This is a genomic window from Bacillus sp. SRB3LM, assembly GCF_015712745.1.
GTDB classification, from domain to species: domain Bacteria; phylum Bacillota; class Bacilli; order Bacillales; family Bacillaceae_G; genus Bacillus_A; species Bacillus_A thuringiensis_K.
Map to the genome: position 1 here is coordinate 212,441 of NZ_VWVQ01000103.1, position 11,594 is coordinate 224,034.

Genomic DNA, 11,594 nt, shown 5'->3' on the forward strand with positions numbered 1-11,594 from the left:
TAATAACCTCCTGAATTTTTATTAAACTCCTAACGTAGCACCGCCATCGACACATAAATTGTGCATTGTAATATGACTCGCTCTATCTGAGGCTAAAAATAACACTGCTTCAGCAACTTCTGAAGGTTGTGCAATTTTTTGTAATGGAATTCCGAGTCTATATGTATTTTGAGAACCAGCAATTATATTTTTAGCTCCATTCTCATCAGCCCATAGTAATCTTTGCATCTCAGTTTCAGTAGAACCTGGAGAAACTAAGTTGCAGCGTATATTGTATGCCGCAAGCTCTAGTCCTAAACATTTCATAAACATCGTCGTTGCGGCCTTTGACGCAGCATACGCAGCCATCTCCATTCTTGGCGTATTTGCCGCATTTGAACCGACTGTAACAATTGCCCCCGATTTTCTTAACATCATATTTTTACTTACCGCTCGGGACATATTGAAAACCCCTGTCGTATTTACAGAGAATGTTTTATTCCAATCTTCATCACTTAACGAATGAATTGGTCCCATACGTAAAACCCCTGCAACATTTATTAAAATATCTATTGGCGCTATTTCATTTGTAATATGATTTACCATGTCTTCAACAGCGGCGCTATCACTCACATCTAAACGAAACGTTTTCATACGTGTATTATTTAATTCATTTTGATTTAAGAGTACATTTAACCCCTCTTCATTTTGATCAACCGCAATAACTTTGGCTCCTCTTTCTAAAAACATTTTGGCAACGACACTGCCTATGCCTTGTGCTGCACCTGTTACTAAAACTGTTTGCCCATCAAATTCCCCTAAGTTCATTTTCTCTATCCTTTCACATAAACATTAATTTCATTAAGTAACACCGATGATATTGATTTTCATTATCAGTTGTGTTGTAAAAAATAATACACTTACTAAACTAATTGGTCAAGTGCGCATTACTTTAAAATCCATTTTATTGATAATGTTTTTCATTTACCATCTTACACCGAAATGATAATGTTTCTCAATAAACTTGTCAATCTTTTTTTATTTTTCAGATAAACCATTTTAATGCTTCTTAATAAAATCATATGTAAACGCATTAAAAGTACTTATATTATAAATAAAATTCAAAGTCCTCTTTTTAAAATTGAAGAAACTAAACTAGAGATACGTTCATTTACAATGCTTTATGAAAAACTCAAGTATATATTTTCTCAATATTTTTCTGAAAATATATCTTACAAATACTAATGAATGTCTTTTTTGTCATTTAAGATTTAATATATATTTCGAATACGATGTATCAATTTATTATATTCCAAATGGGTATTCCACTCACTTTTACATCTATAAAAATCCCAAAAGTAATTTAACCTTGTTAAAATAACTCATAAAAAAAGCACCCTAATTAATAGAATAGGATGCTTTTTCGTAATCATAGTGTTATAGAAGATTTGTATACTTATGCTACGCTGCGATACTCTTCTTCTTTTTCTTTTTTCTGCTTAGGTGCTTGAATTAAAATTGCGATAATGAATGACACGACACATAATACACCTATTACCATGAACGTTGGTTTGAATCCACCTAGAAGTGCACCGATAAAGGAACCTGCAAGCGCCCCAAATCCAAACCCTTGATACACAATTCCGTAGTTCTTACTATGGTTTTTCATACCGAAGAAATCACCAACAATAGCTGGGAAAATAGTGATATTTCCACCAAAGCAAAACGCTACACTTGCTACACATACGAAGTAAATACCATAATTTAAATCTACAAAACTTAGAACTAAGACTGAACTCGCCATAACAACAAAAGTACTAGTAACGATTTTTAAACGCCCAATTTTATCCGATAATGGTCCTAAAATGATACGACCTAATGTATTGAAGATTGCAACCATAGCCACCGCATTAGCTGCTGTTGCTGCGCTAAGTCCTACAAGTTGAACACCAATGTCTTTTACCATACCAATTAAGTATAAGCCACTCATACATGATGTAAATAACATGATAAATAATAAGTATACTTGTTTTGTGCCTAACATTTCTTTCGTTGTGTATTCCTTAGTTTTTGTTTCATGAACTGCTCCTTGATCTGCAGCTTGATGGATTAAACAAGCACCAATTACAATCATAGCTGTAACAATTAAACCCCAGTATATAAATGCTTGGGATACACCAACTGATTCAATCAACTGTGCGTTAACGTATTTAAAGATTAAGCTACCTGAACCATATGCAGAGACAGAAATACCAGCAATTAAACCTTTACGCTCTGGAAACCACTTTATTAAATTTGATAGTGAAGTGATATATGCTGTACCATCTGCATAACCTACAACAACTCCCGCTAGTACATAAAATAATATTAGTGAGGATGCTTGTGAACTAAGTATTAATCCTAGTCCTAATGCTAATCCAGCTATCATAATAAGTTTACGAAGTCCCCATTTTTCTTGCAATTTACTCGCAAATAAAGTTGAAAATGCTAAAGAAAGACTAGTAATTGAGAAAGTTATCGCAACAGCGTTAAGACTCCAACCATATTTACTAACTAAAGGCTGATTGAATAAACTCCATGTATATATCGTCCCAAGCCCCATCTGTACTATAACTGTGCCAAGGACAACAAGCCATGGATTAACAGTTGATTTTTTCATATCTTTCCGCCCCCTCTTTCTATTTCAATGCTATTCGCTAAATTTACTTTTTTTATGTTCATTTTGGTCACCTCTTTTGATTTGACACCTTCATTGTATAAGATGTTTTCATTTATGTAAGCACTTACAAGATAGAGCGTCAAAAACATGGAATCAGTTACAGAAAATGAAGGACGAAATACAAAAAACTATTTATTAAAGAAACGGTTTTATTAAGTCAATTCAAAAGCCTGACTTTCTTTATACGCTTATAATTGTTTATTAAAATGTGAAGATTTAACAAACAAATTCCATCATAATGAAAGCATTTTTAATACGTCTTGTTAAAACCTCTTTTAATTCTGCACACATAGACAACAAATATTTTTTTGATAAATAAAACTAAATATTCACTAATATATCTATCCGTGGTTTAATATATATAATAAAAAAATTTCTGTCTTTAATGAGGAGGTACTATGAAAGCAAACATAGGGGATACTATACTTTTTCAACGAAATAATTTAAAGATTACAGGATCTGTATTAAAACTTTATACTGAATCGGTCTTAGTTGAAATTACAAATGTAAGCGGTGGTACTTTTGAATTTGATCGAACAATTGTAAATCATAAAAACTATAAAGTTTTAAATACAAATACATAAAACAACACAAAATAGCCCCTGCTCAACAGCAGGGGCTATTTTATATAAAAATATTTCACTAGTTTATATACCCTAAAACATTAACAATCTTACTCGCTTTTAAATTGTTAATATGATAATAAATTTCTAAACCTCTTCTCTCTGCTCGTAACACTTTACCCTTCATTTTTGATAAATGTTGTGAAACAGTAGATTGCGGAATATTCAGTAACTCTGTTAATTGTGTTACATTACAAGTTTTTCTCGTACTTAATTCATTTACAATTTGCAGTCGGATTGGATGCGCCATAATTTTTAAAATATCTACATCTTCTTCTGAAACTAAAGTTTTTCTCATTTCACTCGTATATGTTGTCATAAGACATTCCCCTTTTATATGAATTCCATATTCATAAGATCTATTTCCAAATTTTTTAAAACCCTTGATTAAAACTTTTATATAGAAATAAAAGGATTTTAAATTTTTGAAAACAGAACTTACATTCACTTTATTTATTTATTTGGTACATATACATAATACAATGTTAATATGTGCTCTATGTGAAGTTCACATAAATTTGTGATGAAGATTTATTTAGCCACTCGCATCCTACTCATCTAATTACTCACTGCATAAAATCATCAGTTACTTTAACACATTTTAGGCGTTTGTATATACTATTTATAAAGTAAAACTTTAATCAGCCCTCACCAATCGTGCTTTTACGGGCAACCTGCCCCCCTCATAATTTCTTTGCTTCCGCTGAATTTTGAGATGGGCGTCTTACTGCACGGCAAATAGGGAAATAAAGCAACTTTTATAAAGGGGAATTCATATGCCTACAGCGTTACAAGAAGAAGTCGAAGAAGCACCGGAAACATATGTCAGTCATATCATCTTAGTTGGAGGATCGACTTTATTTTTAGTAGGCGGGGCTATATCGGCAATTTCAGCTTTTCAAGCTTATAATCGTTTGGAGAATACGCCGCCTTCTTCCGATAATTCATAGATATATAAATAAAACGTCGTCTCCAATGAAGAGACGACGTTTTATTTTATTACATACGAGACTAAAAGTATCGGTAGATTCCCTACTCCATTCTCTAAGCTTACTTCACCACAAACCTAGTCTGACTACATCCATCTTTCTGCTTCGTTACTTCTAATACAGCTGGCATTGCGTTTTTCAGCTCTTGTACGTGTGAAATGACACCGATAAATCGGCCTGATTTTTGTAGGTCAATTAAGGCATCTACTGCTTTCGTTAATGATTCTTCATCTAATGAACCGAACCCTTCATCGATGAACATCGTTTCGATGGAAATACCGCCTTCATATGCTTGAATGACATCTGCCATTCCTAGCGCTAGGCAAAGTGATGCGTTAAATTTCTCTCCGCCGGATAATGTTTTTACATCGCGCGTTTGGCCAGTGTATGCATCGTACACATCTAAACCTAATCCACTTTGGCGGTTTCTTTTTTCAACTCGCTCACTTCGTTTTAAATAAAATTGTCCATTTGATAATTTACGTAGTCGTTCGTTTGCGATTTGAACAATTTGTTCTAAATACTCAATTAAGATGTAACGTTCAAATGATATACGACTTTCGTTATCACCTTTCATTACTTCATATAAATCAACTAGTTCTTGGAAGGCTTTTTCTTCCTCGTGAATTTGTTCGTCAATACGTCTAATGTTTTCATGTAAATCAGAAATATATGTTACCGCATTTTGCGCACGTTGACGTTTTTCTTTAATTATATCGAGATTAATTTCTAGATCTTTTATGTGTTCACCTAAAGATGTAATATCCATATACTCTTTATCTTTTAATTCTGAGTTTAACTCTTCAATTTGTTTTGCAAGTACTTCAAGCGATGAATAATAACCTTGAATTTCTTTTTGTAACATCTCCATCTCGGCATCGCTTAATTTGGCTTCTTTATACGTGAATTGATCTGTAAACCCGCTTTGTTCTAGCTCTTTCATAAAGCGTGCGAAAGTCTCTTCTTTCTTTAATTTTGCACTTTCAAATTGATTAGAAGCACCTTTTTGTTCAGCTTGAATACGTATATTTTCATTTTGCCAATGCTGATACGCTTCCTGGACTTTCTTCCATTCGTCCTCCATTAACCTAAGTTCCTGCATAGCTTGATTAAACTGTGCTTTCCAAGCTTGTACTGTTTGTAAGTTTTCTGGAATATTTCGTTTATCATGTTCATATGACGTACGAAGTTGCATACACTCGATTTCTGTACGGTGCTGCATTGTTTCCACTTCTCGTTTTTGTTTCTGAAGTTCTTCTATTTTTTCTTCTACGCTTTTCATGTTCGCAGCAATCTGCTTACGTGTTTCTTCACTTGCTTTTAACGTATTAACGTCTGCTACTAATTGTTTTCCTTTTTGAACAAGTGCACTATATGTTTCAACTAATTTTTCGGAGTTATAGCCACGCTTCACAACTTCTTCTATCACTTGTTCATATTGTAGTCGATAGAAATTCCATTTCTCCTCTACTTGCACATGGAATTTTTCAGCAATGTTCTTCTTATCTCTTAAATCGTTTAACTCTTTTTCATCGATCGCATTACTTTGCTCTGTAGCTTTTTGAGGATGATTCGTACTACCACATACCGGACAAGATTCACCGTCATGTAAATGACGAGCTAATATACCAGCTTGTTCACTTAACCAGCGGCGCTCCATGTTTTCATATGCACGAACTGCCACTTGCATTTTATTATTTGCCGCTTCTTTTTCTTGCTCGAATTTTTGTTTTTCTTGCCAAACATCATATGCTTGCTTTAAAACTTTTGCATCTTCTCGCATATTCGTTAGTTCTTCCACTTTAGCTACATATTGCTCAAGTGCTTGTTCTAATTGCTGCATTTCATCAGACATTCTCTGTTTTTGGTTTGTATGTTCTTCTAGTTGTTGATCCAACTTTTGCATACTTTCTTTTAATTTCCCTATTTGAATTTCGGCATTTTGTAAATTCAACTTTCTCTCAGCTAATGATGCAATAATCGCTTGTAACTCTTCTAATCTTTGAACAAGTTTTTTAGCCTCTTCTCGTTCAGCTTCTTTATTCTTTACTACTTCATACTTCTCCTGAGCAAGTTCAAAACTATTCATTATCTGTTCTTGTTTGACAATTATCTGTTTTAACAAACTTTCAGCTTTCTGCTCATTTTGCATCGCTTCTTCATACCATTGTTCAAATGGTAATAAGCGCTTTGCTTGTTCCGCACGTTTAAAGAATTTTTCTTTCCTTTCAATTGCTGAACGGTTCTCTTGTAAAATGTTATATTTCTCATTCTTTTGTTGTAAATCTATAAATTTATCATTTACAGATTTCGCTGCATGAAAACGTGTTTCAGCATCTTTTAATTGCTTCGTTTGAACATCTTGTTCTACTTGTAATTGCTCAACCTCTGCCTTATACACAGCTGTTTCTTGTTCTAATGCTTCTACTACTTGATGCGTATTTACATGTTCTTGTTCCACTAAAGTCTCTAATAATGCTCCATCACGGATTGGTAATTTAAAAACATTGCGGAAGTATAACTCTCGCTCTTTCTGCTTTTCTTGTAAGACGTCTTTCCATTGTTTTCGTTTTTGGTCAAGTAACTCACGCATTAACTTATAACGATCCGTTTTAAAAATACGACGTAAGATCTCTTCTTTGTTTTCCGTCTCAGATGTTAATAGTTTTCGGAATTCCCCTTGGGGTAACATAACAATTTGGCTAAATTGATGTTTACTTAAACCAATTAAATCTTCTACTTTTTTATTTACATCCGTTACATGAAAACGATCAACGGCTGGAACCTTCTCTTCATCAATTACTTCATATAATTCTACTGCATGTCCTGTGATCGTCTTGTTCCCTTGTTTTTTATGTCCAAGTTGTCGTTTTATTTCATAGCGTTTCCCTTTTAACTGAAAGGTTAGTTCAACACTTGTATAAACATTATCATCAGCAAATTGACTTCGAAGCATGCTCGTATCACTACGTTCTTCTCCACTAGCCTCACCATATAACACATAACAAATCGCATCAAAAATCGTTGTTTTTCCAGCTCCTGTATTCCCAGAAATAGCGAAAATACGATGTTCTCCAAGATCTTCAAAATCGATTACTTCTTTCTGTTTATATGGCCCGAATGCTGTCATAATAAGCTGAATCGGTCTCATCCTCGTTCACCTTCCCGTTCTTGCACTGTTTGTAATACATCTATAAATAGGCGTTCTTTCTCTTCTGATAAATCTAACCCTTTCATTTCTTTATAGAAAGCCTTTAAAAGAGATAAATCATCCGTTTTATGTCTTGAAACAGTTACTTCATTTGTATCTGTTAGTTCTCGCCTTTGCATCGCTCTTTCAACGTGCATTGCATTTGGATATACAGATCGTATTTTCTCCATTGGTTGTAAGACGGGGTTTTCGTCTAATAATTTTACAAATACGTAATCTTCACTTACTGGGTGCTGTAATAATTCATCTATTTTCGCTTCTACTGTTCGCATTTTGCGACGTGGTGAAAGTAACCTTTTTTCAATTGCTACTTCACCAGTTTCATTCAGTTCTACAATGTAATAACCTTTTTTATGTTTCTCTTCAGAAATTGAATAGGCAAGTGGTGAACCTGAATATCGAATCGTCTCATTACGTACGAAATGCGCTTGATGTAAATGTCCAAGCGCTGTGTAATGAAACTTATCAAAATAATGACTATTTACATATTCAGCACCACCAATTGAAAGTGGTCGTTCTGCATCACTTGTATTCTCCTCCGCTTCTCCTGAAGAAGTTACAAATGCATGTCCAACAAATACATGTCTAGCTTCTTTATCCATCGTTTCAGAGAGCTCATTCATAAAAATGCGCATCGCATCATCATGAGAACGTACGTCTTCATTTTTTAACACGTGCCTCACTATGCTTGGGTCTGCATACGGTATTAGATGGAAGTGAACCTCTCCATATTCATCATTTAGTACAACAGGTTCATACGGGAATTGAAATTGACCTGCAATATGTAAGCCCTGTTTTTTCATTAAACTACTTCCAAAATGGATACGATCCGGACTATCATGATTACCAGCTACTGCAATAACTGGTGTTTGTAAATCAATAACTATTTTTTGCAGCACATCATTTAATAAGTCTACTGCTTCTGTAGGTGGAATTGCTCGATCATATAAATCCCCTGCAATAATTACAGCATCTGGTTTTTCTTCTTCAACAGCCTGTACAAACTGATCTAATACAATCTTTTGGTCTTCAGTCATATACACGCCATGAACAAGCTTACCTAAATGCCAATCCGCTGTATGAAATAACTTCATATTTTTCTACTCCTTTTAATTTACTGATTTTAGTGAAACGAGTTGATAGTTTATTGTAGTTTTTCCGTTCTCCCACTCTAGCTTCAATATCGTTGCACTTCCAATTCTTTCTTCATTTGATTTATATAAAGGCAATATTTCTTGAACTGTAAATAAGTGATAACCATCCAATATTAATTGAAATATATTTTCTTCAATATGTAATCTTACTTCTTTTTCATTTGAAATAATTTTTGTGTGCATCTCAAATTTCATGATAGATACAACCCCTTTTTATAATCTCTACATTTTAATAGTATAGTGGCTATGCAAGATTGACAAGTACATACACAGCAAAGTACACACTTTTCTATTGTTATATGTTTTATGTATTTTATATAAAATACGGTATGTGAAATTTTATATTTTCCCCAAAATAAAAATGCCTATTATGACATCTTTATTTTTGTATAAAGTCTTTCATTACATAATATAAAACGGTAATTAAAACGATTGCGACGAAAAATGAGAACACTGCGACAATGTACCCATCTTTATTTAATAAAATACAGAATGAAATAGATATTATAAAAATCGGAAATACGAGACGTACTTTATCCTTCACTTCTTCTGTCGTATCTGTATGATGAAAATACTGCGTTATTCCTATCATTAAAAAAGACAAAATAATAACCGACAATAGTAAAGGTCCTGGCATTCCGATTTCTCCTTTCTCTATTTCTAATTCAGTGTAAAATTTTTTATTACAATTGTACGATTTATTTTTTCTTCAAACACACTTTTAGAATTGATAATGAACATTTCACACCTATATAATAGCGCTTTTATCATTATAACTTCAAATAATTACACTTACAGTAATGTTGTAATATTCCCCCTCAGTCTCTGAAATCCTGCAAAGATAACTCGTCAAAATATGCAGTGACCAAATTAATATTTACCGTCAACTTTTGACAAAATTTATAAAGGACATTTCAGTACATATCAAGAATTAAGAATAAGAAGATATGTAAGGGAGGAAGCATTATGACTGAACACGTTTTATTTTCTGTTAGTGAAAACGGCGTTGCGACAATTACTTTAAACCGTCCAAAAGCACTTAATTCTTTATCTTATGACATGTTACAGCCTATCGGACAAAAACTGAAAGAATGGGAACACGATGAGCGTATTGCACTTATCGTGTTAAAAGGAGCTGGCACAAAAGGTTTTTGTGCAGGCGGCGACATTAAAACTCTTTATGAAGCGCGTTCCAATGAAGTGGCATTGCAACATGCAGAACGTTTTTTTGAAGAAGAGTATGAAATTGATACATATATTTATCAATATACAAAACCGATTATTGCTTGTTTAGATGGAATTGTAATGGGTGGTGGTGTCGGTCTTACAAATGGTGCGAAGTATCGCATTGTAACTGAGCGTACGAAATGGGCAATGCCAGAGATGAATATCGGCTTCTTCCCAGACGTCGGAGCTGCATATTTCTTAAATAAAGCGCCTGGATATACAGGACGATTCGTTGCTTTAACAGCATCTATTTTAAAAGCTTCTGACGTATTATTTATTAATGCTGCTGATTACTTTATGACATCTGATTCATTACCAAAGTTTCTTACTGAACTTGAAAGTGTAAATTGGCATAAAGAAGATGATGTACATACTAATTTAAAAGAAGTTATTCGTACATTTGCAACTGCTCCAAACTTAGAAAGCGAGCTTGCTCCTTCAATAGAAGTAATCAATTCACATTTTGCTTTCGATACAATTGAAGAAATCATCCATTCATTGGAGAAAGATGAAAGTTCCTTTGCTCTAAAAACGAAAGAAACACTGTTATCAAAATCCCCTATTTCACTAAAAGTAACATTAAAACAGTTTATTGATGGAAAAGATAAATCCGTTAAAGAATGTTTCGCTACGGACCTTATACTTGCTAAAAATTTCATGAGACATGAAGATTTCTTCGAAGGAGTACGCTCCGTTGTCGTTGATAAAGATCAAAATCCGAATTATAAATATAAACAGTTAAGTGACGTTTCAGAAGAAGATGTGAATCGTTTCTTTAACTTACTTAATGCATAAAATGAAACTGTCATGAGGGGGTGTCTCGTTCATCCCCCACCTAACTTCTTTGCTTCAGCTAAATCTTGTGCGGTGAAAATCTTACTACCCGCAAATAGCAGTATAAAATCGAAGCTATATAGTAGTGTAATTACAGCTACTATATAGCCTTTTTTATTTAATGATTTTTAATAAAATTTAATTTTATTAAATCCAAATATATGCTACACTATTTTTAATCAAATATTCTAAAAATAAAAAAGGAGGAGCGACTATGATTGAAAATTATTTTCTTTTCATCATTATGTCTATTTGTCTTATTATTTTACCTGGTCCTGATACAGCAATGGCTACAAAAAATACATTAGTTGCTGGTAAAGTCGGCGGAGTAAAAACAGTGTTTGGTACATGTGTTGCACTATTAATTCATACTTTAGCTGCTGTAATTGGTCTTTCTGCACTTATTGTAAAGTCAGCTCTTTTATTTTCTATTTTCAAGTACGTTGGGGCTCTATATTTAATTTATATTGGTATTAAAGCACTTTTAGCAGTAAGAAATAAAGAAGGCATTGATACGAACGATATATCTTTGAATAATGAAGATGAACACACCTCTTGCTTTCGACAAGGGTTTCTTACGAATTTATTAAACCCTAAAGTTGCAGTATTCTTTTTAACGTTTTTACCGCAATTTTTAAATCCAAATCATAATACGTTTATCCAACTACTCGTAATGGGCCTTACTTACCTCGTTTTAACAGCCATTTGGTTCGCTTTTTATATATTTTTAATTGATAAAATTAGTGCTTTTATGAAAAAACCGAAGACGCAACGTTATATTCAAGGGTTAACGGGAGTCGTCTTAATTGGTTTTGGTATTAAACTTGCTTTTGAAAAAAGTAATTAACAAGATGAAAA

At 33.3% G+C, this 11,594-nt stretch carries 11 protein-coding genes; 4 read left to right on the plus strand and 7 right to left on the minus strand.

All coding sequences use genetic code 11. The annotated features are described in order from the left end of the window. Positions 1 to 21: 21 nt before the first annotated feature. Positions 22 to 807 carry a 2,3-dihydro-2,3-dihydroxybenzoate dehydrogenase gene (dhbA, locus tag F3I02_RS28280; protein ID WP_001048435.1) on the minus strand — a complete coding sequence of 262 codons (786 nt, stop codon included), beginning with the start codon at positions 805 to 807 and terminating at the stop codon, positions 22 to 24. A gap of 628 nt (positions 808 to 1,435) precedes the next feature. Beyond that, a complete protein-coding gene (locus F3I02_RS28285; RefSeq protein WP_000750122.1) occupies positions 1,436 to 2,638 on the minus strand; it encodes an L-lactate MFS transporter in 1,203 nt (400 codons plus the stop codon). A 458-nt stretch (positions 2,639 to 3,096) separates the two neighbouring features. On the opposite strand from F3I02_RS28285, the gene F3I02_RS28290 reads away from it, so the two are divergent. Next, the gene (locus F3I02_RS28290) at positions 3,097 to 3,282 is read left to right on the plus strand and encodes a YkvS family protein (RefSeq protein ID WP_000646581.1); all 186 of its coding nucleotides are present in this window, start codon (positions 3,097 to 3,099) and stop codon (positions 3,280 to 3,282) included. A 58-nt stretch (positions 3,283 to 3,340) separates the two neighbouring features. On the opposite strand, the gene F3I02_RS28295 is transcribed toward F3I02_RS28290, so the two are convergent. After that, the gene (locus tag F3I02_RS28295; RefSeq protein WP_000214801.1) at positions 3,341 to 3,640 is read right to left on the minus strand and encodes an ArsR/SmtB family transcription factor; all 300 of its coding nucleotides are present in this window, start codon (positions 3,638 to 3,640) and stop codon (positions 3,341 to 3,343) included. A 457-nt stretch (positions 3,641 to 4,097) separates the two neighbouring features. Here F3I02_RS28295 and F3I02_RS28300 point away from each other — a divergent pair, with 457 nt between their 5' ends. Continuing rightward, positions 4,098 to 4,271: a hypothetical protein gene (locus F3I02_RS28300; protein ID WP_001141665.1), complete on the plus strand. Its 174-nt coding sequence runs from the start codon at positions 4,098 to 4,100 to the stop codon at positions 4,269 to 4,271. Positions 4,272 to 4,371: 100 nt separating this feature from the next. Here the strand turns inward: F3I02_RS28300 and F3I02_RS28305 are convergent, their stop codons facing one another. The 4 genes from F3I02_RS28305 to F3I02_RS28320 all read right to left on the minus strand — a co-directional run bounded on the left by F3I02_RS28305 (position 4,372) and on the right by F3I02_RS28320 (position 9,312). Next, positions 4,372 to 7,461, minus strand: coding sequence for an AAA family ATPase (locus F3I02_RS28305; RefSeq protein ID WP_196478656.1), 3,090 nt, complete (start codon positions 7,459 to 7,461; stop codon positions 4,372 to 4,374). Beyond that, positions 7,458 to 8,615: an exonuclease SbcCD subunit D gene (locus F3I02_RS28310; protein ID WP_000765150.1), complete on the minus strand. Its 1,158-nt coding sequence runs from the start codon at positions 8,613 to 8,615 to the stop codon at positions 7,458 to 7,460. Before F3I02_RS28310 ends, F3I02_RS28305 begins: the two co-directional genes overlap by 4 nt. Before the next feature lie 15 nt (positions 8,616 to 8,630). Next, positions 8,631 to 8,870 carry a DUF2584 family protein gene (locus F3I02_RS28315; protein ID WP_000667346.1) on the minus strand — a complete coding sequence of 80 codons (240 nt, stop codon included), beginning with the start codon at positions 8,868 to 8,870 and terminating at the stop codon, positions 8,631 to 8,633. A gap of 184 nt (positions 8,871 to 9,054) precedes the next feature. Beyond that, on the minus strand, positions 9,055 to 9,312 hold the full coding sequence (locus F3I02_RS28320; protein WP_001119404.1) for a hypothetical protein: 258 nt from the start codon (positions 9,310 to 9,312) through the stop codon (positions 9,055 to 9,057). Between the two features lie 329 nt (positions 9,313 to 9,641). On the opposite strand from F3I02_RS28320, the gene F3I02_RS28325 reads away from it, so the two are divergent. Continuing rightward, positions 9,642 to 10,697, plus strand: a complete 1,056-nt coding sequence (locus F3I02_RS28325) for an enoyl-CoA hydratase/isomerase family protein (RefSeq protein WP_000134923.1) — start codon at positions 9,642 to 9,644, stop codon at positions 10,695 to 10,697. A gap of 253 nt (positions 10,698 to 10,950) precedes the next feature. After that, complete coding sequence (locus F3I02_RS28330; RefSeq protein ID WP_000572334.1) at positions 10,951 to 11,583, plus strand: LysE family translocator; 633 nt, start codon at positions 10,951 to 10,953, stop codon at positions 11,581 to 11,583. Positions 11,584 to 11,594 lie beyond the last annotated feature (11 nt).

Bases quoted from the DNA above. Each gene is read 5' to 3' on its own strand.
- dhbA (WP_001048435.1), bottom strand. From the start codon at position 807: ATGAACTTAGGGGAATTTGATGGGCAAACAGTTTTAGTAACAGGTGCA.
- F3I02_RS28285 (WP_000750122.1), bottom strand. From the start codon at position 2,638: ATGAAAAAATCAACTGTTAATCCATGGCTTGTTGTCCTTGGCACAGTT.
- F3I02_RS28290 (WP_000646581.1), top strand. From the start codon at position 3,097: ATGAAAGCAAACATAGGGGATACTATACTTTTTCAACGAAATAATTTA.
- F3I02_RS28295 (WP_000214801.1), bottom strand. From the start codon at position 3,640: ATGACAACATATACGAGTGAAATGAGAAAAACTTTAGTTTCAGAAGAA.
- F3I02_RS28300 (WP_001141665.1), top strand. From the start codon at position 4,098: ATGCCTACAGCGTTACAAGAAGAAGTCGAAGAAGCACCGGAAACATAT.
- F3I02_RS28305 (WP_196478656.1), bottom strand. From the start codon at position 7,461: ATGAGACCGATTCAGCTTATTATGACAGCATTCGGGCCATATAAACAG.
- F3I02_RS28310 (WP_000765150.1), bottom strand. From the start codon at position 8,615: ATGAAGTTATTTCATACAGCGGATTGGCATTTAGGTAAGCTTGTTCAT.
- F3I02_RS28315 (WP_000667346.1), bottom strand. From the start codon at position 8,870: ATGAAATTTGAGATGCACACAAAAATTATTTCAAATGAAAAAGAAGTA.
- F3I02_RS28320 (WP_001119404.1), bottom strand. From the start codon at position 9,312: ATGCCAGGACCTTTACTATTGTCGGTTATTATTTTGTCTTTTTTAATG.
- F3I02_RS28325 (WP_000134923.1), top strand. From the start codon at position 9,642: ATGACTGAACACGTTTTATTTTCTGTTAGTGAAAACGGCGTTGCGACA.
- F3I02_RS28330 (WP_000572334.1), top strand. From the start codon at position 10,951: ATGATTGAAAATTATTTTCTTTTCATCATTATGTCTATTTGTCTTATT.